Annotated in this window: 15 protein-coding genes; 6 read left to right on the top strand and 9 right to left on the bottom strand. The window is 64.5% G+C overall.

The features are described 5' to 3' along the window. Positions 1–114 precede the first annotated feature (114 nt). Both ACPWMG_RS26535 and ACPWMG_RS26530 read right to left on the bottom strand, forming a co-directional pair. On the bottom strand, positions 115–726 hold the full coding sequence (locus tag ACPWMG_RS26535) for a glutathione peroxidase (protein WP_483302461.1): 612 nt from the start codon (positions 724–726) through the stop codon (positions 115–117). 26 nt (positions 727–752) lie between these two features. Continuing rightward, positions 753–1,958, bottom strand: coding sequence for an HD-GYP domain-containing protein (locus ACPWMG_RS26530; protein WP_483302460.1), 1,206 nt, complete (start codon positions 1,956–1,958; stop codon positions 753–755). A gap of 94 nt (positions 1,959–2,052) precedes the next feature. Between ACPWMG_RS26530 and rfaE2 the strand changes: the two genes are divergently transcribed. The 3 genes from rfaE2 to ACPWMG_RS26515 all read left to right on the top strand — a co-directional run bounded on the left by rfaE2 (position 2,053) and on the right by ACPWMG_RS26515 (position 4,354). Then, on the top strand, positions 2,053–2,556 hold the full coding sequence (gene rfaE2, locus ACPWMG_RS26525) for a D-glycero-beta-D-manno-heptose 1-phosphate adenylyltransferase (RefSeq protein WP_483302459.1): 504 nt from the start codon (positions 2,053–2,055) through the stop codon (positions 2,554–2,556). A gap of 37 nt (positions 2,557–2,593) precedes the next feature. Beyond that, positions 2,594–3,487 carry an RNA polymerase sigma-70 factor gene (locus ACPWMG_RS26520; protein WP_483302458.1) on the top strand — a complete coding sequence of 298 codons (894 nt, stop codon included), beginning with the start codon at positions 2,594–2,596 and terminating at the stop codon, positions 3,485–3,487. Positions 3,488–3,883: 396 nt separating this feature from the next. Next, on the top strand, positions 3,884–4,354 hold the full coding sequence (locus ACPWMG_RS26515; protein ID WP_483302457.1) for a carboxymuconolactone decarboxylase family protein: 471 nt from the start codon (positions 3,884–3,886) through the stop codon (positions 4,352–4,354). Here ACPWMG_RS26515 and rrtA read toward each other — a convergent pair. From rrtA to ACPWMG_RS26490, 5 genes are all read right to left on the bottom strand, one after another. Continuing rightward, complete coding sequence (gene rrtA / locus ACPWMG_RS26510) at positions 4,320–4,937, bottom strand: rhombosortase (RefSeq protein ID WP_483302456.1); 618 nt, start codon at positions 4,935–4,937, stop codon at positions 4,320–4,322. The genes ACPWMG_RS26515 and rrtA overlap by 35 nt on opposite strands. Before the next feature lie 121 nt (positions 4,938–5,058). Beyond that, positions 5,059–8,160, bottom strand: a complete 3,102-nt coding sequence (locus ACPWMG_RS26505; RefSeq protein WP_483302455.1) for an efflux RND transporter permease subunit — start codon at positions 8,158–8,160, stop codon at positions 5,059–5,061. A 24-nt stretch (positions 8,161–8,184) separates the two neighbouring features. Beyond that, positions 8,185–9,351, bottom strand: coding sequence for an efflux RND transporter periplasmic adaptor subunit (locus tag ACPWMG_RS26500; protein ID WP_483302454.1), 1,167 nt, complete (start codon positions 9,349–9,351; stop codon positions 8,185–8,187). 54 nt (positions 9,352–9,405) lie between these two features. After that, positions 9,406–10,887, bottom strand: a complete 1,482-nt coding sequence (locus tag ACPWMG_RS26495) for an efflux transporter outer membrane subunit (protein ID WP_483302453.1) — start codon at positions 10,885–10,887, stop codon at positions 9,406–9,408. Further along, on the bottom strand, positions 10,887–11,597 hold the full coding sequence (locus tag ACPWMG_RS26490; RefSeq protein WP_483302452.1) for a TetR/AcrR family transcriptional regulator: 711 nt from the start codon (positions 11,595–11,597) through the stop codon (positions 10,887–10,889). The genes ACPWMG_RS26495 and ACPWMG_RS26490 overlap by 1 nt, the downstream gene beginning before the upstream one ends. A 162-nt stretch (positions 11,598–11,759) precedes the next feature. Between ACPWMG_RS26490 and ACPWMG_RS26485 the strand changes: the two genes are divergently transcribed. Then, positions 11,760–12,278: a hypothetical protein gene (locus ACPWMG_RS26485; RefSeq protein WP_483302451.1), complete on the top strand. Its 519-nt coding sequence runs from the start codon at positions 11,760–11,762 to the stop codon at positions 12,276–12,278. Between the two features lie 148 nt (positions 12,279–12,426). Here ACPWMG_RS26485 and ACPWMG_RS26480 read toward each other — a convergent pair whose 3' ends face one another. Continuing rightward, on the bottom strand, positions 12,427–14,379 hold the full coding sequence (locus tag ACPWMG_RS26480) for a phosphatase PAP2 family protein (protein ID WP_483302450.1): 1,953 nt from the start codon (positions 14,377–14,379) through the stop codon (positions 12,427–12,429). Between the two features lie 173 nt (positions 14,380–14,552). Continuing rightward, positions 14,553–17,345 carry a bifunctional [glutamate--ammonia ligase]-adenylyl-L-tyrosine phosphorylase/[glutamate--ammonia-ligase] adenylyltransferase gene (glnE, locus tag ACPWMG_RS26475; RefSeq protein ID WP_483302449.1) on the bottom strand — a complete coding sequence of 931 codons (2,793 nt, stop codon included), beginning with the start codon at positions 17,343–17,345 and terminating at the stop codon, positions 14,553–14,555. Between glnE and ACPWMG_RS26470 the strand changes: the two genes are divergently transcribed. After that, complete coding sequence (locus tag ACPWMG_RS26470) at positions 17,344–21,639, top strand: YhdP family protein (RefSeq protein ID WP_483302448.1); 4,296 nt, start codon at positions 17,344–17,346, stop codon at positions 21,637–21,639. The two genes, glnE and ACPWMG_RS26470, sit on opposite strands and share 2 nt — an antisense overlap. Next, positions 21,636–22,448 (top strand): carbon-nitrogen hydrolase family protein, encoded by an 813-nt coding sequence (locus ACPWMG_RS26465; protein ID WP_483302447.1) that lies wholly within the window; start codon positions 21,636–21,638, stop codon positions 22,446–22,448. Before ACPWMG_RS26470 ends, ACPWMG_RS26465 begins: the two co-directional genes overlap by 4 nt. Positions 22,449–22,504: the final 56 nt, after the last annotated feature.

Raw genomic sequence — 22,504 nt, 5'->3', positions numbered from 1 at the left:
GATTCAAAGTTCCTGAGATTTACCGTCTATCGGGTAAATTAATGTGAAGCAAATAGGGTCTTTTTCAGAGGCGAGCGCGCTTGTTTTGCGCCGTCGACAAAAGCCAAGCCCCACCTACTTTGTCTTCAGTTGCTGCTCGATGGCGCTGACCAACTGCGTGCTTTCGGGCGACACGGTGCTGCCATAAGTGGCCACCACGCGGCCGTCGCGGCCGAGCAGATATTTGTGGAAATTCCAGGCCGGTGCTTTGCCGGTTTGCTGCGCCAGGGCTTTGAACAGCGGCGCGGCTTGTGCGCCGGTGACGCTGGTTTTGCCAAACATCGGGAATTTCACCCCGAAGGTGTTTTCACAAAAGTCAGCAATCTGCGCGTTGGCGGCCGGCTCTTGCGAAAAGTCGTTTGACGGAAACCCGAGCACCACCAAGCCTTGGTCTTTGTACTTGGCGTGAAGCGCTTCCAAGCCCTTGTACTGCGGCGTGAATCCGCAGAAGCTGGCGGTGTTGACGATCAGCACCACGCGGCCCGCGTATTGGCAGAGAGACTGCGGTTTTTCGTCCTGCAAGCGCGGGAAGGTGTATTGCAGTAGCGCCGGGCAACTGGCTGTAGACGTCAGGGCCGGGACAGCCTCTCCCGCCGCTTGCGCGCCGGCAGGCAGCAGCACCAGCATCGAAGCCAGTGCCGCAACCAGTGCTTCAGCGCAGCTAAAGCGTTTGAAAACGGAGAGCATGCTGCCTCCTGGGTGAAAAGCCGAGCTTAGATCAACGCCAGCATTTGTTCCAGCTTGATCTGCACCTTGACGTCTTTGTTGGCCACGTGGCCGACGATCTTGTAGCGTGGCAAGCTGGTGTCGCGGATCATCCATTCGCCCGTGGGCATGCCTTCGCGGTTGATCAGCACGGCCACTTGCGGCATGGTGGTGTTCAGCCCGCGGCGGATCACGGCGGCGATTTCGTTCGTGGCCAGGCGCACCAAGGTGCCTGGTGTGTAAATACCCACGGCCTTGATCAGCGCGGCGCCGGCTTCGTCAACCTTTTTGTCTTCGTCGAAGTAGCAGGCTTGCATGGCGGCGGGTGGCGGCATACACACCCGGCCCAAGCGGGGCGACAGGCGTGCGGTGAACATGTCGGCGCGCTGGATCAGCCGCGCAATACGCATCGCCTCGGTTTTGCTGGCCAACCCGCCGGGGCCACGGTCGTGGTGGTGGCGCACGGCCAGCAGCCAATCTTCGTCTTGCACACCCATGGCCAGCAGCATGTTGAACGAACGCATGGCGTGTTGTTCTACGGCTTCAATTTGCGATACCGTGAGCGACTTCGACTGCTGCGCCAGTTGGTCTTGCAGCGCCGTCATGCTGATGTTCATGGTCAGCGCGGCTTTGCCCAGTGAGGCATCGAGCTTGGGCGACCAGTTCAGCACCTCGCTTGCAGCCAGGCTGCACACCACGTAGACCAGCATCGAGTGTGTGGCGCTGTAGACGCGCATCTCGGTCGAGGCCAGGTGGATCAGCGCGAACAGCGTGGCATCAGGGTGATGGCGGACCAGGTCGTGCAACTCTTGGTAGAGCTTGTCCAGCCGCGCCAAAAAGTTTTCGTTCTCGGGGTCGCGCAGCAAGGCGTTGGCCTTCATCTGGAACGCGGCCCAATCGGGGACTTCGTTACGCTCGCGCGCTTGCGCGGGCGTCAGGTCGTCGGAGGCGATGTGGACGTTGACGATGTCGTTCAATGCCGCGTCGGAGCGCACCATCTCGTGCAGCTTGCCCACGTAGGCACGGTGCGTTTGCTCGTTGGCGTCAACGTCGACGCACAGCGTCATGCCGCGCGACGTCCAATACGTGATCTCTTCTCGTTGAGAGATCACATAGCCCTTCTGGGCCAGCAACACGCCATGTTCATTGCGCAGGGCGAACGGCAATGGGTGGCCGAGACGAAGGGTTTCAATGTCGATGGCGATCAGATTCATAGGTATGCGAATTATCGGAGCATCGTGCAGGCTAGGCAAAATGTATAGCGCCCGGCCCAATACTATCTTGTATTGGGGCTGCTAGCATGTCGAAATGACCTATGAAGCCCCCGCTCCAGCTTTTTTAACCAAGATTTGTCCCCGCGAAGAGGCCGCCGCGCGCCTGGCCGCGCTGCCCAAACCCTGGGTTTTCACCAACGGTGTGTTCGATATCCTGCACCGTGGCCACGTCACCTACCTGGCGCAAGCCCGCGCCTTGGGCGGCAGTTTGATCGTGGCGCTGAACAGCGACGCCTCGGCGCGCCGCCTGGGCAAGGGCCCCGACCGGCCGCTGAACAACGAGGTCGACCGCGCCATCATGATGGCCTCGCTCGAGTCGACCAGTCTGGTGACCTGGTTTGACGAAGACACCCCGCTGGAGCTGATCACCGCCTTGCGCCCCGACATTTTGGTCAAGGGCGGCGATTACGACATGCAAAAACTGGCTGAAACCCGCGTGGTCGAGTCTTACGGCGGCAAAGCGCTGGCGATTTCGCTGGTCAACGGCTACTCCACCACCGCCTTGGTGAAGCGCATTCAGGCCCCCAAGGCGAGCTAGTTCGTCACAAAATGGGTGGCTGCCACGTCTACGTCTTATGGACACTCGCACCACCCTCTTTCACCAACACCGCCCGCGCCTGATGGGCGTGGCCTACCGCATGCTCGGCTCGCGCGCCGATGCAGAAGATGTGCTGCAAGACGCCTGGCTGCGCTGGAACGAGTCGGACGTGGCGCTGCTGCGCAACCCCGAGGCTTGGCTGGTGACGGTGGTCACGCGCCTCTCCATCGACCGCCTGCGCGCCGTGCGCGGTGAACGTGAGGCCTACCCCGGCCTGTGGCTGCCCGAGCCGTTGTTGGCCGAAGAGGTTCCAGCCGAAGCCGACGCCAGCCCCGAACATTCGTTGGAAACCGCCCAAGACATCTCGTTGGCGTTTCTCACGCTGCTGGAACGCCTGTCGCCCGAAGAGCGCGCGGCCTTCTTGCTGCGCCAGGTGTTTGGCGCCGAATACGCCGAGGTGGCCGAGGCACTGGGCAAGAGCGAAGCCGCCTGCCGGCAACTGGTGAGCCGCGCCGCCGCCCAGCTCAAAGCCGAGCGCCCGCGCTTTACCGTGTCGCGCGAAACCCATTTGCAACTGCTGCGCCGCTTTGCCGATGCCGCCAGCCAGGGCGACTTTCAGCAGATCAAGCAGTTGCTGGCCGAAGACGCCGAACTGGTGGGCGACGGCGGCGCCAAGGTGGCCAACTTCGGCAAGATCCTGCGCGGCGCGCAGCGCCTGGCACAGCTCTACTTTGCAGTGGCGTTGCGCCACGGCAAAAGCATGCGGCTGGAGATTGCCGAGATCAACGGCCAGCCCGGCTTGCTGCGCTACATCGACGGGCAGTTGGAGTCGATTCAAGAGATTGAGACCGACGGCGAACGCATCGTCGCCATCCACACCCAGCGCAACCCCGACAAGCTGGCGCAAGCGCTGATCTTTCGCGGTCGCTAAGTTTTTATTCAAAAAGATGGGCCCGGTTGTCACAAAACCGGCGTCCCCAGCGTCTAAGAACGTATTCACGATCTTCCTGGGGCCGCGTTGGGGTGCAATCGGGATGAGTTGATTGTCAGAGACCGCAGCATGGGCTCCGTGCCCATGTAAGGGCTATGGCAGGCAAATCGCCCGATTTCACCCCAACCCGGAGGGCAGGTACCTTATCGGGCGCCCTGCGTTGTTACAAAACCAGCCAAGGCAGGAGCCTTGGCTTGGGTTTTGCGCCTAGCAGGTCATCCCGATAAGGTGCCTGCGCGGCCCCAGGAAGATCGTGAATACGTTCTAGGTATTGGCTCAGAAATTCAAAACAGCCAATGTTCTTCTAGACCTTCACTTTTTGAATTGGAAAAAATCATGACCACCGCTGCCCGCCTCAATGCCTTCTCCTTGCTGCCCGAAGCCTACCGCGCCATGGCCGCCGTAGGCCCTGCACTGGAACCCGTGTTGGGCAACATGTTGATCGAACTGGTCAACACCCGCGTCTCGCAAATCAACGCCTGCGCCTTCTGTGTCGACATGCACGTGCGCGCCCTGCTCGAAGGCGGCGAAGACCTGCAACGCATCAACAGCCTGGTGACCTGGCACGAGGTGGACTTCTACACCCCGCGTGAACGTGCCGCGCTGCAGTGGGCCGAGAGCCTGACGCTGCTGACCGAAACGCACGCCCCCGATGCCGACTTTGAAGCCCTGAAGGCGCATTTCAACGACAAGGAAATCGCCGCGCTGACGTTCTCCATCGCGCAGATGAACGCGTGGAACCGCCTGGGCGTAGGCCTGCGCCTGCCCGTGGCTAAGAAGCCGCTGAAGCTGAAGGCCGAAGCCTGATCAAGCAAACGGCGCCGCAGACCAGGCCGACGACCGCGCCGCCCAGGTGGCCGGCCGACACCACGTTGATGTTCCAGTACGGGTCGAAACTCACCGGGTAGACCCAAGCCTGTTCCGTCACCAGCTTGAGCAGCAGCGCCGCCAGCAACAGCGGCGACCAACGCTGTGCCACCGGCGCTTGCCGGGCGTGCAGCCAGACGATGGCGACACCCGCATGCACCAGGCCCGAAAGGCCGACGTAGCGCGTGACCTCGGGCCAGGCCATCACGCTGGCGGTGCTCAGCGGCCAGGCCAAAAACAAGGCCAGCGCGGCGCGTGTGCCCAGCGGAATCACAACCCCCAGCACCGCCAGGGCGGCCAGCGCCAGCAGGTTACCCAGCATGTGGATGGCCGAGAGATGCAGCAGCGGCGCGGTCCACAAGGTCCAAGGGGTTTGCCGCCAGGTGGCCGCCTGCCAGCCAAGCTGGTAGCCCGCGTCGAGTGCCCACACCAGCACACTGCCCACAGCCAGCAGGCTGCACAGCGCCACCCACAAATGGGGCTCGGGGGTTGGCGCTTCGGGCCGGGCGGCGAGTGTTGACACTACTAGTTACAAAATTGGCAAAGACCGCATTGTGTCAGTGATCGCTGCACGTTCCGGCCATCCGCACGGCAAGGCCTGAGATGGTCTACAGGTTCTCAGGCCTTGCAGCGCAGTGCGGCGTTCAGTGTGGGCTGGTGGGCGCTGGCTTGTTTGGCTCAGCCGCACGCGGCGTGCGCCGTCCCAGCAAGCGCAGCACCCATTGCGAAAAATCGTCGATGTAGGTGAACACCGCCGGCACCACCAGCAAGCTCAGCACTGTAGAGGTGATCAAGCCGCCAATCACTGCCACTGCCATTGGCGAGCGGAAGCTCATGTCGGCTTCGCCCAGGCTCAGCGCAATCGGCAGCATGCCGGCACCCATGGCGAGCGTCGTCATGATGATGGGGCGCGCACGTTTGTGGCATGCGTCCAGCAACGCGTCCCAGCGGCTCATGCCATGGTCGCGGCGCGCCACCACGGCGTACTCCACCAGCAGAATCGAGTTCTTGGTGGCAATGCCCATCAGCATCACCAGACCGATCAGCGACGGCATCGAGAAGCTCTTGTCGGCAATCAACAGCCCGACAAACGCGCCGCCGAGCGACAAGGGCAATGCGGCCAAAATCGTCACCGGCTGCAGGAAGTCGTGGAACAGCAGCACCAGCACCAGGTAGATACACAACACGCCGGTCAGCATGGCCAGGCCAAAGCTGGCGAACAGTTCGCCCATCATTTCGGCGTCGCCCACTTCCACCAGCCGCACGCTGGCCGGCAGGTGTTGCACAGCTTCCAGCGCATGCACGGCTTCATTGACTTCACCCAGGCCGCGTGAGCCGAGTTCGATCTCGATGTTGACGTTACGCGAGCGGTCGTAGCGGTTGATGACGGCTGGGCCGCCGGCCATCTCCAGCTGCACCACTTCACCCAGGCGCACCGGGCCACGCGCGCCGGGTACGGTCAGGCGCTCCAGCACGGCCAGGTTTTCGCGCGCACTGTTTTCCAGGCGCACCACGATAGGCACCTGGCGTTGCGCCAGGTTGAGCTTGGGCAGGTATTGGTCGTAGTCGCCCACGGTGGCCAGGCGCAGCGTCTCGGCAATCGCGCTGCTGGTCACACCCAGATCGGCGGCGCGCGCCAGGTCTGGCCGGGCGGTGATCTCAGGGCGCACCAGGCTCGCGCTGGAGCCCACGTTGCCAATGCCGGGAATGGTGCGAATGCCGCGCGTCACTTCACGTGCCGCATCGGCCAGGGCTTGCGGGTCTTCACTGGCCAGTGCAAAAACGTATTTGTCGTTCGAGCCCCCCAGGCCAACCTTCACGCGCACGCCCGGAATGTCTTCCAGCGCAGCGCGCAGGCTTTGCTCGATTTTCTGCTTGGGTGGGCGCTCGCCACGTTTGGCCAGTTGCAGCGTGAGCGTGGCCTTGCGCGGGTCGCTGGCGGCGTTGCCGGCAAACGGGTCGGCACCAGCGGCACCGCCACCGATGGTGGTGTAGATGCTGTCGATGTGGCCCACCTTGCGTACGCGTTCGGCGGCCATGGCCACCAAGGTGTTGGTGTCTGCGATGCGGCTGCCGGGCGGCAGCTCCAGCGTGACCTGCGTTTGCGCGTTGTCGTCTGGCGGAATGAAGCCCGAGGGCAGCAACGGAATCAGCGCGATCGAGCCGATGAAAAACACCGTGGCGCCCAGCATGGTCAGCAACCGATGCTTCAGGCACCACGCCGAGGCGCGCATGTAGACGCCCAACCAGCGTGGCTCTTTTTCTTGCGCCACCATCGGCTTCATGATGTAGGCCGCCATCATCGGGGTGAGCAAACGTGCCACCACCAATGACGCAAACACCGCCAGCGCCGCCGTCCAGCCAAACTGCTTGAAGAAGCGGCCCGGAATGCCGCTCATGAACGCGGTGGGCAAGAACACGGCAATCAGCGTGAAGGTGGTGGCCACCACCGCCAGGCCAATTTCATCGGCGGCTTCCATCGCCGCCTGGTACGGCGTTTTGCCCATGCGCAAGTGGCGCACGATGTTCTCCACCTCCACAATCGCATCGTCCACCAAAATGCCGACCACCAGCGAGAGCGCCAGCAGCGTGATGATGTTGATGGAAAAGCCCAATGCATGCATGCCAATGAAGGCGGGAATGACCGACAGCGGCAGCGCCACCGCCGAGACAATGGTGGCGCGCCAGTCGCGCAGGAAGATCCACACCACAATCACCGCCAGAATGCCGCCCTCGATCAGCAGGCGCATCGAGCTGTCGTATTCGTCAGAGGCAATCTGCACAAAGTCCACCGTGCGCGTGAGCTTGAGGTGCGAGTTCTCGGCCAGCAGTTTGTCGAGCGCCAATTGCACGCCCGCGCCCACTTCCACTTCGCTGGCCCCACGGCTGCGCGACACTTCAAAACCAATCACTGGCTTGCCGTCGAGCAGTGCGGCAGAGCGTTGCTCGGCCACGGTGTCGGACACGGTGGCCACCTGGTCCAGGCGCACGTGCCGGCCGTCGCTCAAGGGAATGTCCATGCGCGCCAGCTCTTGTGCGGTTTGCACGGTGGCAATGGTGCGGATGGCTTGTTCGCTGTCGCCCAGGTCGGTACGGCCACCGGCAATGTCGAGCTGCACGGCACGCAATTGGCGCGAGATGTCTGACACCGACACCTGCAGCGCCTGCATGCGCGCGGTGTCCAGCGCCACGCGCACTTCACGCGTCACGCCGCCCACGCGGTTCACGGCGCCCACACCGGGCACGGCCAACAGGCGGCGCGCCAGTGTGTCGTCGACAAACCACGACAGCGCTTCGTCGTTCCATTTGTCGGTGGCAATGGCGTAGGCCAGGATGGGCTGCGCGGTGAATTCGAGCTTGGCGACGATGGGGTCGCGCAGGTCGGCAGGCAGGTCGGCGCGCACGCGGCTCACGGCGGAGCGCACGTCGTCCACGGCCTCTTGCACCGGCTTCTCTAGCTGAAATTCAGCCGAGATGGTGGCTGTGCCATCGGTCAACGTGGTTGTGATGTGCTTCAGCCCCTGCGTGGTGGCAATGGCGTTTTCAATCTTGCGGGCGACGTCGCTTTCGAGCTGTCCCGGCGCAGCGCCGGGCAACGAGGCGGTGACCACCACCACGGGCAAGTCCATGTCGGGAAAGTTCTGCACCTTCATGGCGCGGAAAGACAGCAGCCCCGCAAACGACAGCAGCACAAACAACATGGCTGCGGGGATCGGGTTCTTGATCGACCAGGCGGAAAGATTCATGGTTGGGCTTCCGGTGATCGCGGGTTACTTGCTGGCGGCGGCAGCAGGAGTGGCTGCCGGCGATGCCGGGGCCGCGGCTTGCACCTTCACCAAATCGCCATCGTTGAGGAACGCGCCACCGCGCACCACAATCTTGGCCTCTGCGGTCAGGCCCGAGGCGATTTCCACGCGGTCGCCCACGCGCTGGCCGGTGACCACGCGGCGCATGGTGGCGTGTTGGCCATCCGCTACCTCAAAGACGTAGCTGAAGCCATCGCGCACCACCAGCGCGCTCTCGGGCGCGGTCAGCACCGCGCGGCGGCCCAATTGAAATTCGCCGTGCGCAAACATGCCGGCGCGGGCATCGGGGTGTGCGGGCAAGTCCACGTACACCAGCGCGTTGCGCGTTTGCGCGTCGACCGTGGGCGCCAACATGCGCACCTTGCCGGTGACCTGCGCGCCGCTTGCCAGCGTGAGCACCGCCGCGTCGCCTGGTTTGATGCGCGACAGCTCGGTGGACGTGACCTCGGCACGCCACTCCAGGCGGCCGCCGCGAATCAAGCGGAACAGCTCGGTGCCGCTGCCCAGCACCGCGCCCACGGTGGCATTGCGTGCGGAGATGACGCCGTTGTCGGGCGCCAGCACCTGGGTTTGGGCCAGGCGCAACTGCTGCGCATTGAGGGTGGCGCGGGCGGCTTCCACACGTGCTTTGGCGGTCTCGGCGCTGGTTTGGTATTGGTTGATTTGCTGCGTGCTCAAGGCGCCGGTGGTTTGCAAAGTGCGCGCGCGTTCGGCGTTGCCCGCCGCGTCGCTGGCGTTGGCTTGTGCTTCAACCAAGTTGGCACGGGCCTGCGCCACGTCGGCCAACACCGGCTCGGCGGCAAACGTGGCCAGCGGTTGGCCTTTGCGCACCACATCGCCCACGTTGGCGCGCACTTCCAGTAAACGCAGGCCGCTCGCTTCAGAGCCGATGACGGCTTCTTGCCAGGCGGCGACGTTGCCGTTGGCGCCCAACTGCAGCGACCATTCGAGACGTGTGGGGGTGGCCACGTTGACGGTGAGTGCGGGTTTGACGGCGTCTTTAGGCGCTGGGTCTGCCGCGCGGGAGTTTAAGGAAAAAAGGGCGCCACCGCCCACCAATAATGCGGCAGCAGCTACTAAAGATATAGCGAAGGTAGGGCGGGACTTCAAGCGCGTGAGTGTGTTGAACATGGCTGTGAGAAGAGGTTGAAGGTCGCGGCCCAAGGGCGCGATCTGAGTTCGTGATTAGCTGCCGTTGGATGCAGAGGTTGCAGCGGTAGTGGTCGTCGTGGTGGCGGTTTGGTCGGGGTTGGTGCCGGCCACATCGGCCGCCGTCCACCCGCCGCCCACGGCGCGGTACAGCGTGACCCACGCGCTCAGGCGTTCGCGTTGCACGGTCAGCAGGTTGATCTCGGCGGTGAGGGCGCGGCGGCGCGCGTCTTCCAAATCGACCAGGCTGGTCAGGCCGCCGCGATAGAGCGCCTGCGTGGCCTCAAAGGCGGTGCGGTAGCCGGTGGCGGCGGTTTGTACGTCGGCTTCGCGGCTGCTGGCGCTGTTGAGCGTGACCAGGGCTTCTTCGACTTCGCGCACGGCTTGGCGGGCCCGCGCGCGGTACAGCGCTGCGGCTTCTTCGTAGCGCGCCACAGCGGCATCGACGTTGGCCACGCGGCGGCCACCGTCAAACAGCGGCAATGTCACCGCCAGTGGGCCGATGGCCCAGGTGTTCAAGTCCACGGTGCTGCCTTGGGTGCGCACCGAGGCCGCGCCAATGGAGCCGGTGAGGGTCAGGCGGGGGTAGCGCTGTGCCTCGGCGTTGCCCACTTCGGCGCTGGCGGCGGCCACTTCGCGTGCGGCGGTAAACACGTCAGGACGTTGTGCCAACACTTGGGCCGGCACGCTGGGAATGCTGAACAGCGTCTCGGGGGCAGGTGGCTCGGCCGCTTGCGCCAACCGCTGGCGCAGCGCAGCTTCGTCCATGGCGCTCAGGTACACCAGGGCCTTGACATCCAGGTCGCACAGCGCCAGTTGGTTGATGGCACGGGCTGCGGCTTCGGCGCTGCTGGCACGCGCCAGAGCCAGGTTGGCCGGGGTTTCAAAACCGGCCTTGGTGGCCAGGTCGATCAGGCGTGCGGTCTCGCTGCGCGAGGTGGCATCAAATCGGGCCACGGCCAGTTGGCGCTGGCAACTGCGCAGGCTCACGTAGCTTTGTGCCACCTCGGCGGCCACGGCCACACGGGCGTCGTGCCAACCGGCCTGGGCGCCTTCAAACCGCGCCTGGGCGGCGTCGCGCGTGGCGGCGTTGGCGCCAAACAGGTCGATCTCCCAACTGGCTTGCAAACCCACTTGGGCGGTGGTGGCCACCGCGCCGAGGGTTTCGTTGAAACCACGGCTGGCGTTGCCGGTGGCGTCTGCCGTGGGGCCCAAGGCAGCGCCGGCCACACGCCGTGTGGTGCGTGCCTGCGCAACACGCGAACGTGCGGTGGCCATGGTGGGACTGGCCGCTTGTGCGGCGTCGATCAAGTCCACCAGCAGCGGGTCGTTCAACTGCTGCCACCATTGGGCCAACTGGGCCGTGGAGCCGTGGTGCGGCAGCGGTGCCTGCCATTGCGCGGCCGGGGTGAGGGGCACGCTGCTGGGGGGCACGGTGGCGCAAGCGGCCAGCAGCAGGGGCAAGGCCCAGGTGGCGGCGCGCAGCGGTAGAGAGGGTCGGATGGTTTGGTGCTTCATTATTTGGGTGGCGTGGCGCGGCGTGTGCGCTCCACTTCAATCAGGGCCAGTGCGTCGTCCACCAGGCGGGTGGCCCAACGGTCGATGGAGGTGCCTTTTTTGATGAGCGAAGGGCGGATGATCTCGATGGCTTCCAACTGCACGAACAGCAGCATCGCCAAGCCGGTGACGGTGAGCGCCAGCCGGTGCAAGTCGTCGTCGGCCCGGCGAATGCCGAGGTGGCGGCCGAGCAGCGTCACCATGGCGGCGTGCGGCTTGAGTACATCGCACTCCAGCTCCTCTTGCCACACGCTCGATGGCTCCAGCATTTCGCGCAAGTGCAGCCGCAGAACCTGGCGTGCCATGTCGCCCTGCTTCAGCGGCGCCAGGTAGCCGGTGAAAAACACAGTCAAGGCTTCGCGCAAAGACAGATGTGGTTGCTCCACATGCTCAATGATCTCGCGCGGGGTGCCAAACGACTCGGTGAAGACGGTGCGGTACAGGCCTTCTTTGTCGCCGAAGTAGTAGCGAATCGAGGCAATGTTGACCTGTGCCTCTTGTGCAATCTGCCGCGTGGAGGTTTTGGCAAAGCCGTTTTCAGCAAACAGACGCAGCGCCACTTGCAGCAGGCGTGCGCGTGCTTCCAGCCCGTCGCTGCGCGGCGCGCGCGTGCGGGTGGTCGGCGTTGAGGGAGATGTTTGGGAGGGCTTAATGGAGGGCGTAATGGCCATGGTGGACGTGGAATATAAATCAAACGATTGATTTATTTAGCATTCACCTACTGCTTGAAGTGTTTCCAGTGGTGTCAACCTTGCCAGGTATGGCGCTTCACGAGTGCTTGACACGACCGGCCTATGATGGCGACTTTTTGCCGCGTTCTGAAGGAGCCTGCGTTGGTTGTGCGTGTCAAGTTGTGGGGTGGGGGTTTGCTGACGGCGATGTGTCTGGCAGGCATCGTCGCGCCTGTGCATGCGCAAAGTGCGGGCCGAACCGTGACGCTTGACCAGACCCTCGGGCTGACGCTGCCAGAGCTGCGCGACACCATGCCCGGCCTGGAGCGCTTGGCGCGCCCTGTGATGGCGCCGCGCGGCCTGCGGGGGCAGTGGCGCTTGGCCGGCACTTCGCTGGTGGGCCAACCCTTCGACAGCGTTTTTTTCCTGCGCGGACAAAAGGTGGAGCGCATTGAGCAGGTGCGCAATGTGCCCGCGCCGTGCACTGAAGACGTAACATTTCGCAACGTAGTGCAAAGCATGGGGCTCGACTACGGCTCGGTGCCGAATGGGCTGGATGCTTTTGGTGTCACGGCCGATGGCGCGGCCGATGTGGCCGCGCATCTGCAGGTCAGTGCCGAGGCTTGTGTGATCCGCGTGGTGTACCAGCCGCGTGTGTTGAAAGACGCTTCGACGTTGTAGCGCCCTGGCGTGAGGCTGTGGCGCCGCACACGTGGACTTGGGGCTTGGTCATCGTGGATGTGCCGCGCGCAGACACATCCACTTTTCACCCATCGCTACCGCCCCGCTAGTACCCGGCTAACACGTCGGGTGCTAGGGGTGGCGCAGATCATGATGCGATGCGCAGTTGGATCTGGCTGGCGGTGTAGACCGGCGTGACAGTGCGGCCATTCACCGTGATGCTGCTGAACGCGCCGTGCAGTTTGCCCGCATTGAGGACGGTCAGCACCGTGCCCACGGCGGGTTGGTAACCAGCCGAGAAGCGAATGTCCAACGTGCCGTTCAGTGTGGCGTCGCCGGTCACCGTCAGGGGCACCTGGCTGGCGCTGCCCAACACCAGTTGCAGCGTGCCACCGGTCTGGGTGTAGCGGGCCGCCATGGTCAACTGGCTGGCTGGGTTGATGCGCAGCACGCCACCCGATTGAAAGACGTCGCCAGTACCAAAAGCGGTGGCCGAGGTGCCTTCCAATGTGCCCGCTTCAATGACCGTTCCTCCGGTGTAGGTGTTGCTGCCAGCGAGCGTCAGTTGGCCGGTGCCGCGCTTGGTCAGCAGGCCTGCGCCGCTGATGTTGTTGCGCCAGCTATCCAAGGCGTTGAAGCCCAGCAGGCTGGCATCCATGGTGACGACCACATCGCCATCCAGGCGGCCATAGCCGTCGGCGGCATCAAACAGGTTCAGGCGGCCCCAGCCTTCCGCGTCGTCCAGTAGCGGGTAGCCCGATGGCAACGCGGTGGTCTTGAGCACCACGCGGCGCTGGTCAGCGCTGAGGTACGGCAGGCGGGTTTCCAGTAGCACTTCGGCGCCCTTGGGCACGATGGCGACCTTGGTGGTGTCGGCCGTTTGCGTGAACCCGTAGGTCAGGTAGCGGCGGTAGTTGGCCTTGTTGGTAGCGTGGTCGGCAAAGCGGTCGGTGGCGGTGCTTTGTGAATGGGCGAAGGTGTTGAACGCTGCGGGGTCGGCGGCACCTACTGCCGTCATCAACGTGCTGCGTGCTTGGGTGGCGGCGGCCACGCGGGTGCTGCTGTTCAGCCCGGTGTAAAGGCTGGCGGCTGCTACGGCCTGGCCTTGGATGCGTCCACCCATCACGTCCATGGGGGAATGCATGCCTGCCAGGATGCGGTTTTCGCCCAGCTCATTGGCACGGGTCACCAGTTCTTGAAAGCGCTCGGGCACCACATAGGCCATGGCCAGACCACGGCGAACGGCTTCCGCCGTGTGGCCGCTGACAAAGCCGCCGTCGGTGGCGGGGGTGGCGCTTTTGGCCGGCACGAGCGCGGGCACGACTTGCACGCTGCTGCTCCAACGCCAAGGGCGGGCATATTTGTAGAAACGCTTGGCTGGTTCGGTGGAGCCGTTTTCACCCACGTTCGACACCAGGTCGACCACCGTGCCGAAGTTTTGGGTGTTGCTGCTGCCGCCCACGCCCACGTCGTTACCGCCGTCGTTGTACAACACGGTGGTGGCATTCGACGCCACACTGGTGATGGTGGTGGTTTGTTGCGACGCGGTGCGCCATGCGTTCGTCAGCGGGCCCATGCCATCGCTGACGCTATAGGCCTTGTTGCGCCGGTCGTCCAGGTAGGCTGCCAGTTCTTGGGCAGCGGTGCGGTTGGTGGTGGCCGTCACCACGTATTGGATATTGGCGTTGTGCACGGCCGAGTTGAGCACTGTGCCATCGGTGGAGTCACCGGGAATGCCCGACCAGTTGGAGGCCACGACGGCCGGAAAGCTGCCGCTGGCCGGCGCGGTCACACCGGCGTCGACGATCAGTGTGCTGGGCCGCCAAATGTCCAGAAAACCGGACACTACGCGAACACCGGCGTTGGTGGCCAGTGTGGCGTAGCGTGCGTCGCCGCGCTGGTTGGAGGCGGCGTTGTCCACAAACGGCGGCACGGCGGTGGTGTCTGCCACCGCGGCGGTGTCGGTGCGGCCCAGGCCGGTGGGGGCGCTAGGCGTGACCCACAGCGCGTCGGTGCCGCCGCCTCCGCAGCCGGCCAGAACAAAACCGGCGGCAATGGCTAGGCAAAGGGTGCGGGGCAAGAAGGGAAAGGAGGTCTGCATGAGGAGATCAAAGTGTCGTTGTGGCGAAATGCCAGCCGACGAACTTAGACGTGTTGCGTGACACGGCCATGACGCTCCTTGTCGCGCCCCTGATCTCTGCACCCCGATGGCCGCGACGTCATTGCTGGTCTAGCGTGACGGCGCGGCGGTGTTGCCGATCTTGAAAAACCTACTTAGCCGAACACAGCTTTCCACAAGGCAATCACCGCCTGCTGCTCTGGTTGCAGCAGCGGCGGCTCCACCTGGGTAGGCGCTTCGTTCAAGCGCGCCGTGTGTTGCGCACGGCGCAGTGCGCGGTAGGCGCTGGCGGCAGCGGTGCCCACACCAGCGGGCAACAAGCCCGCGGTTTCGGCGCGTTGCAGCAGCGCGATGTTGCCCACGTTTTCCTGCAGCTCGGGGTGGTGTTGTGATTGCGATAACACCAGGTATTGCACGGCGAACTCGGCGTCGACCATGCCGCCGGGGCTGTGCTTCACATCGAAGGCGTGGCCACGCACCGGGTGGGCGCTGCGCACCTTGTCGCGCATGGCGACAATCTCAGAACGCAGGCCAGCTTCATCGCGTGGCGCGGTGATCACGGCTTGGCGTACCGCATCGAAACGCGCACGCAGTGGTTCAAAGCCCAGCACAAAACGCGCACGCGTCATGGCCTGGTGTTCCCAGGTCCAGGCGGTGTTGCTGCCGCGTTGTTGCTGGTAGTTGGCGTAGGCGTCAAAGGTGGTGATCAGCAGGCCGGAGTTGCCGTTGGGGCGCAGCGCGGTGTCGATCTCAAACAAATCGCCCTCGCCGGTTTTCACGGTCAGCCAGTTGATCATCTTGCGCACGTAGGCGGCGTAACTCTCGGGCGCGCGTTCGTCGGCGTCTTCATAGACGAACACGATGTCCAGGTCGCTGCCGTAGCCCAGCTCTTTGCCACCGAGTTTGCCGTAGCCGATGATGGCGAACTGCGGCGTTTCGGTGTGGCGGTTGCGCAGGCGCTCCCAGCTCCAGCGGGCGGTCACGCGCAGGATCACTTCGGCCAAGGCGCTCAAGTCGTCGGCCACCTGCTCTACCGTCATGCGACCTTCGATGTCGCGCACCAGGGCGCGGAACAGCTCGGCGTGGTGCGCGCGGCGCAGCAGGTTCAGCAGGGTTTCTTCGTCGTCTTCGCCGGTGGTGGCAAGCGAGGCGCGCCGGTGTTCCAGCTCGGCTTCAAAAGCCTCGGCCACAAAACGTTCGCCCAGCATGGCGTCGCTGGCCAGTTCGTCGATCACGCCGGGGTGCTGCAGCAGGTAGCGCGCGGGCCAGCGCGCGGCGCCCAGCAGGCGCAGCAGGCGCTCGTGCACGCTGGGGCGTTCGAGCAGCATGGCCAAATAACTTTCGCGGCGCAGCAGGGTTTCAATCCAGTCGACTAGGCGCACGGCGGCCTCTTCGGTCACGCGCTCTTCTTTGATCCACGTGTTGGTGCGTTGCAGCAGGCGCACCAGGCGGGCGCGGGCGTCGTCGCGCAGCGCCAGCACACGCGGGTGCTGGCGCCAATGCGTCACGCGTTCGCGCAAGGTGCCGCTGAGTTGTTCCAGCAGGCCGTCCAAATCGGGGCCCAGCGGCGCGGCGCCGTTCGGGCCTTTGCAACCGCCGCCTTTGCGGCAGGTACCTTGGCCCTGGCCGCCGAGCAACGTGTCGAACTCTTGCGCCACAAATTCGCGGTGCATGTCCAGGTCGCTCAAGAACGCGCAGCAGTTGCTGTAGCCCATGGTCTGGGCGATCCAGGCCAGGTCGTCATCTTGCGTGGGCAGCACGTGGGTTTGTTGGTCGTCCAGGTACTGGATGCGGTGTTCCACGCGGCGCAAAAACTCGTAGGCACTGGCCAGGGCCGTGGCCGTGGCTTGTGGCATGAGCCCGGCGCGCGCCAGGCGTTGCAGGGCGTCGAGGGTGGAGCGCGTGCGCAGCTCGGGGAACTGGCCGCCACGCACCACCTGCAGCAACTGCACGGTGAACTCAATTTCGCGGATGCCGCCGCGCGACAACTTCACGTCGTTGGCGCGTTCAGGATGGCCGGCGGCGCGTTTGGCTGCGTGTTCGCGGATCTGCTTGTGCAGGTTGCGCAGCGAGTCGAAGACGTTGTAGTCGAGGTAGCGGCGGAACACAAACGGCAGCACCACGCCGCGCAGCTCTTGGGCCGAGGCGTCGATGATGCATTTGCGTGGCGCCACCACGCGGCTCTTCAGCCAGGCAAAGCGCTCCCACTCGCGGCCCTGCACCTGCAGATATTCTTCGAGTGCGCCGAGCGAGATGGCGGCCGGGCCGGAGTTGCCGTTGGGGCGCAGCATCAGGTCGACGCGGAACACGAAGCCGTGCTCGGTGGTGTCGCCCACCAGGCCGTACATCAGTTTGACGGCCTTGGAAAAGTATTCGTGGTTGCTGATCCGGCCGCGCCCGTCTTCCGTGCCGGCGGTTTCGCCGTCTTGGTCGTAGACGTAGATCAGGTCGATGTCGCTCGACACATTCAGTTCGCGCCCACCCAGCTTGCCCATGCCGATGACCCACATTTCGGCACGCTGGCCGTCGGGGCGCAGCGGGGCACCGTGGCGGCTGTCGAGTTCGCGGCAGGCTTCTGTGCCGGCGGCATCGAGGGCCAACTCAGCCAGTTCCGTCACGGCACGCGTCACCACGGCCAGCGGCGCTTGGTGGTCGCAGTCCAGCGACACCAGCCGTTCCATGACCAACTGGCGCACGATGCGCAGCGCGGCATCAAGGGTGAAACCTTTGGCCAGAACGGCGGTCAAGCACTCATGCATGCTGGCGCGGACCGGTTCCCCCATAGGCAATAGGGGCAACTCGGCGGCGTAACGCCGACGAAGCCTTTGCACGAAACGCGAGTAAGAAGACAGGCCCAAAGGCGGCTGATTTGCTTTGCTTAACAAATGATCGCCGCTGTGGATTGAATTCCCTTGCGGGCCGGGGGTCATAATTCCAGTTGCATCCATGAGTCCAATGACTGAATCACAGCTCCGCCCCACCCGATTGCTTCACTTAGCGGCTACGGTCGCCCCCTGGTGTTTAGGCCTGGTTGCGACAGCGTGGCTGCTCGTGGCCCTGGCGTGGGGACTGCTGCACGGAATCATTGTGCCGCGAATCGACGAATTTCGCCCAAGGCTGGAAGCAGAGGCAAGTCGTCTTGTAGGGATGCCCGTCACCATCGCGCGCTTGTCGGCCAAATCGAGTGGGCTTGTGCCGCTGTTTGAAGCTGAAGAAGTGGTGCTGCAAGACGACCAGGGCCGCCCGGCCGTGCGCCTGCCCAAGGTCACGGTGGCGCTGTCGCCCGCGTCGGTGTGGCGGCGTGGCTTCACCCAATTGGTGATCGACGGCCTGGAACTTGACGTGCGCCGCGAGGCCGATGGCCGCATCCTGGCGGCCGGCCAGGTGGTCGCCCAAGGCGGCGGCGCGACCGGGGATAACCCTGCACTCGATTGGTTGTTTGAGCAAACTGAAGTGGTGCTGCGCCACGGCACCCTGCGCTGGACCGACGCGCAACGCCAGGCCCCCACGCTGGCCCTGACCGATATCGACCTGGTGCTGCGCAATCGGGGCCGCAGCCATCTGATGCGCTTCGACGCCACGCCGCCGGCCGAATGGGGCGACCGCATGAGCCTGGTCGGCCGCCTGCGCCAGCCCTTGCTGTCGCTGCACAACGGCCGTTGGCGCGAGTGGGATGGTGCCCTGTTCGCCGACCTGCCGCGCCTGGATGCCCAGCATCTGCACCTCTACAGCGACGCCAGTTCGGGCGTGGCCGCAGGCCAGGGCGCGCTGCGCGTGTGGGCCGATGTGCGGCAGGGGCAACTGGCGGCGGTGACGGCCGACCTGGCCTTGGCGCAAGTCAACGCGCGATTGGATAGCACGCTGGAGCCGCTGGAGTTGCCTTCGCTGCAGGGCCGCCTGGGTTGGCGGCAGGTCTCCGGTGTGGGCAATGCCGACGGCTCTGAAAGCGGCAAATCCGGCTTTGAGTTCTTCACCGAAGGCATGCGCTTCACGGCGGCAGATGGTTTGGAGTGGCCGGGCGGCAATGTATTTGTGCGCTCGGTCACGGGCGCGAACAACGTGCCCGAGGGGCAGTTCCGTGGTGATCAGTTGGACCTGGCGGCGGTGGCGCAAATCGCCAAGCGCCTGCCCTTGACCGAGGCGTTGCACGACAGCCTGGAGCGATTGGCCCCCAAGGGGCGTTTGGAAAACTTCGACGCGCGCTGGCAGGGCAACTCCGATACCTTGGTGAGCTACGCCGCCAAAGGCCGCGTGACCGGGCTCGAGATTGCACCCGAGGTGATGACGGCAGCGGCTATTGCCGACGGCCATGTGGGTCACCCCGGCATGCGCGGCGCCACGGTGGATTTCGACCTGAATCAAGCGGGCGGCAAGATGGCCCTGTCGCTGCAAAACGGCAGCCTGACCTTCCCCGGCGTGTTTGAGGAGCCTGAAGTACCGTTTGACAGTTTCTCTTCCGACGTGAGCTGGAAGATCGACGGCGAGAAGTTTTCCGTGAATGTTGCGCGCACGCAGTTTGCCAATGCCGATGCGGCGGGCAACCTGACCGCCAAGTGGAGTACCAGCGACCCCGTGCGTTCGCCCAGCAAAAGCCGCTTTCCTGGTGTGCTGGAGCTGGATGGCGTGCTTGACCGCGGTGCCGGTCCGCGCGTGCACCGCTACCTGCCGCTGGGCGTGAACCCCGATGCGCGGCACTACGTGCGCGATGCTGTCAATGGCGGCGGCGCCACCAACATCCGCTTCCGCGTCAAAGGCGACCTGCACGACTTCCCCTACGTTGATGCGCGCCGTGGCGAGTTTCATATCAGCGCCGACGTCAAAGACGCCACCTTTGCCTTCGTGCCGCAAAGCATCAATCCGGCTGGCCGTCCGCCATGGCCGGTGTTCACGCGTTTGAGCGGCAACCTGATCTTTGACCGCAACGGCATGCAGGTCAAAAGTGCATCCGGTCGGCTCGGGCCGAATGGCGCCATCGTGGTGCCCAAGGTCGAGGCCGACATTGCTGACTTCCACCACTCGGTGGTCCGCGTCACCGCCGAGGCCAATGGTCGCTTGAACGACATGCTGGGGGTGGTGCGCAACTCGCCGCTGAACGCCATCACGCAACGCAGCTTGGAGCAGGCCAGCGCCACGGGCAATGGCCAACTGCAACTGAGCCTGAATTTACCGATCTCTGACATCGACAACAGCAAAGTCCAGGGCAGTGTGACCTTGAACGGTAACGATGTGGCGCTGATGCCGGGTATGCCCACCCTGGCGCGCGCCAAGGGCGTGGTGGCATTTTCTGAAACCGGCTTGGCCATCACCGGCGGGCAAGCGCGGTTGCTGGGGGGCGACGTGTTTTTTGAAGGTGGCTCGCCCACCGGTCGGGCGGTCACTGCGGCCACCGCATCGACTTCAAAACCAGCGTCCGCTGTTTCAGCGGCGGCTAGCGCCAACGACCCCAGTATGAGCTTCCGCATCAACGGCACCGCCACCGCAGAGGGTTTGCGCCAGGCGCGTGAAGTGGAGGGGCTGGCCACGATCGCCAATCTCATGAGCGGCAGCACCACCTATAACGCGCAGTTGGCGATACGCCGTGGTGCGGCTGAAATCACGCTCAACAGCAGCCTGCAGGGTATGGCCTTGCGCCTGCCCGCGCCACTGAACAAGGCGGCCGAGGCCACGCTGCCGCTGCGCGTGGAACGTGTCATGCTGCCGCCGACCGGAACTGCCACCGCACCGGGGCCTGAGCGTGACCGCATCACCGCCAGCCTGGGCAAAGTGGTATCGGCGCAGTACGTGCGCGATGTGTCGGGCAATGCGCCTCGGGTGTTGCGCGGCGTCATTGGTCTGGGTGACCGGGCCGAGGGCACATTGCCGATGCCAGAAAACGGCGTGGCGGCACACGTGGGGCTCGACGCGCTGGACACCGACGCGTGGGACGCCGCTTTTGCGGCCCCGGCTGCGGGCACCCCTGCGGCGCCCGCTACGTCAGCCCCCACCGTCGCTGCAGCGGCGGCCCCCGCACTGAATCCCATGGGCCCGGTGAACGACTACGTGCCCACCCGTATCGCGTTGCGCACCAAAACCCTGACCTTCAGCGGCCGCGCCTTGCACGACCTGACGCTCGACGCCACACACGACAACCAAGTCTGGCGCGCCAACCTCAACGCCACCGAAGTCAGCGGCAACGGCGAGTACCGCCCCTCCACCGATGGCACGCCCGGCCGCCTGTATGCGCGCCTGGCCAAGCTGCGGCTCGGCTCCACGGGCTCTGGCGCCAACAGCAACACCGGGCCCACCGAGACGGTGCTGGACAACGCCACGCGCAGCGTGCCCGCGCTCGACGTGGTGGTAGAAGACTTCCAACTGCAGGGCAACAAAATGGGCCGCCTGGAGCTGGAGGCGGTGAACCGCGCCGCCAATCTGGCGCAGCGTGATGCCGCCAACGGTGCCAACAACGAATGGCGCCTGAACCGCCTGGTGCTCAGCAACCCCGAAGGCACCTTCACCGCGTCGGGCAATTGGAGCGCCTTGAACGCCCAACCCGGCGCGCGCCGCACGGTGCTCAATTTCAAACTCAATGTGGTCGACGGCGGTAAGCTGCTCGAACGCTTTGAAATGCCGGGCGTGTTCCGCAAAGGCAAGGGCCAGATGGACGGCCAGATTGCCTGGGTGGGCGCGCCCACGTCCATCGACTACCCCACCTTGGTCGGCCAGCTCAACGTGAACCTCGAAGACGGCCAGTTCCTCAAGGCCGACCCCGGCTTGGCCAAGCTGCTGGGCGTGCTGAGTTTGCAGGCCTTGCCGCGCCGCTTGACACTCGACTTCACTGACATCTTCAGCGCAGGTTTTGCGTTCGACTTCATCCGTGGCGACGTGAAGATCAACCGCGGCGTGGCGGCCACCAACAACCTGCAGATGAAGGGCGTGAACGCGGCGGTGTTGATGGAAGGCCAGGTCGATCTGGCCAAGGAAACCCAAGATCTGAAGGTGGTGGTCATTCCCGAAATCAGCGCCGGCACCGCTGCGCTGGCGGCTACGGTGATCAACCCCGTTATCGGCATCGGTGCCTTTCTGGCCCAGGCGGTGTTACGCAAGCCGTTGATGGAGGCTGCCACCCAGGTGTTCCACATCGACGGCTCCTGGGCCGACCCTAAAATTGCCAAAGTGAACCGCAAGTCACTGTGGCCGGGGGAGACCGGCGCAGAGCCTGCGGAAGCCCCCAAAGACAACACCAACAACGGAGCCAGCCGATGAAGGTCGCCGCCATTCAGATGGTGTCTGCCACCCAACTGCAAACCAACCTCGACCGCGCGCGCGCCCTGCTCGAAGAAGCCGCGCGGCAGCAGGCCGAGTTGGCGGTGCTACCCGAATACTTTTGCATCATGGGCCGGGTGGACACCGACAAACTGCAGATCCAGGAGCCTTTTGGCGACGGGAAAATTCAAACCTTTCTGGCCACCGCTGCACACGAATTGGGCCTGTGGATCGTCGGCGGCACCTTGCCGCTGAGCACGTCTGATGGCCGTGTGCGCAATAGCTCGTTGGCTTTTGACCCCAGCGGTGCCTGTGTGGCGCGCTACGACAAGATCCACCTGTTCCGCTTTGACAACGGTGTGGAGAGTTTTGACGAAGCGCGTGTGTTGCAGCATGGCGGCGAGCCCACGGTGTTCGACATGACCGCGCGCGATGGCCGCAACTGGCGCATCGGCATGAGTGTTTGCTACGACCTGCGCTTTCCCGAGCTGTACCGCCACTACGCGCAACAAGGCGCCGACGTGTTGCTGGTGCCCAGCGCTTTCACCTACCCCACGGGTTTGGCGCATTGGGAGCTGTTGCTGCGTGCCCGTGCGGTGGAGAACCTGGCCTTTGTGGTGGCGCCCGCGCAAGGCGGCGTGCACGAAAGCAGCCGCCGCACCTGGGGCCACTCCATGCTGGTGAGCCCATGGGGCGACGTGCTGGCGCAGCACGCCGAAGGCGAAGCGGTGGTGGTGGCCGAGCTGGATGCCACGCAGTTGGCGCGGTACCGCCAGCAACTGCCGGCGCTGGAACACCGCGTTCTCTGAAAACCGTGTCTTGAGTCCTCCGTTGTGAATCCCTTAGGACGTCTTCTACGGCGGCG

The sequence above is a fragment of the Hydrophilobacter chitinilyticus genome, from assembly GCF_049860745.1.
Lineage (GTDB): Bacteria > Pseudomonadota > Gammaproteobacteria > Burkholderiales > Burkholderiaceae_C > Rhodoferax_B.
The sequence above is the reverse complement of the archived record's forward strand: the minus strand, read 5'-3'. Positions and strand labels throughout refer to the sequence as shown.

Coding starts and splice junctions, on each gene's coding strand:
- ACPWMG_RS26500 (WP_483302454.1), bottom strand. CDS start 9,351: ATGTTCAACACACTCACGCGCTTGAAGTCCCGCCCTACCTTCGCTATA.
- rfaE2 (WP_483302459.1), top strand. CDS start 2,053: ATGACCTATGAAGCCCCCGCTCCAGCTTTTTTAACCAAGATTTGTCCC.
- glnE (WP_483302449.1), bottom strand. CDS start 17,345: ATGGATGCAACTGGAATTATGACCCCCGGCCCGCAAGGGAATTCAATC.
- ACPWMG_RS26515 (WP_483302457.1), top strand. CDS start 3,884: ATGACCACCGCTGCCCGCCTCAATGCCTTCTCCTTGCTGCCCGAAGCC.
- ACPWMG_RS26490 (WP_483302452.1), bottom strand. CDS start 11,597: ATGGCCATTACGCCCTCCATTAAGCCCTCCCAAACATCTCCCTCAACG.
- ACPWMG_RS26505 (WP_483302455.1), bottom strand. CDS start 8,160: ATGAATCTTTCCGCCTGGTCGATCAAGAACCCGATCCCCGCAGCCATG.
- ACPWMG_RS26465 (WP_483302447.1), top strand. CDS start 21,636: ATGAAGGTCGCCGCCATTCAGATGGTGTCTGCCACCCAACTGCAAACC.
- ACPWMG_RS26470 (WP_483302448.1), top strand. CDS start 17,344: ATGAGTCCAATGACTGAATCACAGCTCCGCCCCACCCGATTGCTTCAC.
- ACPWMG_RS26535 (WP_483302461.1), bottom strand. CDS start 726: ATGCTCTCCGTTTTCAAACGCTTTAGCTGCGCTGAAGCACTGGTTGCG.
- ACPWMG_RS26530 (WP_483302460.1), bottom strand. CDS start 1,958: ATGAATCTGATCGCCATCGACATTGAAACCCTTCGTCTCGGCCACCCA.
- ACPWMG_RS26520 (WP_483302458.1), top strand. CDS start 2,594: ATGGACACTCGCACCACCCTCTTTCACCAACACCGCCCGCGCCTGATG.
- ACPWMG_RS26480 (WP_483302450.1), bottom strand. CDS start 14,379: ATGCAGACCTCCTTTCCCTTCTTGCCCCGCACCCTTTGCCTAGCCATT.
- ACPWMG_RS26495 (WP_483302453.1), bottom strand. CDS start 10,887: ATGAAGCACCAAACCATCCGACCCTCTCTACCGCTGCGCGCCGCCACC.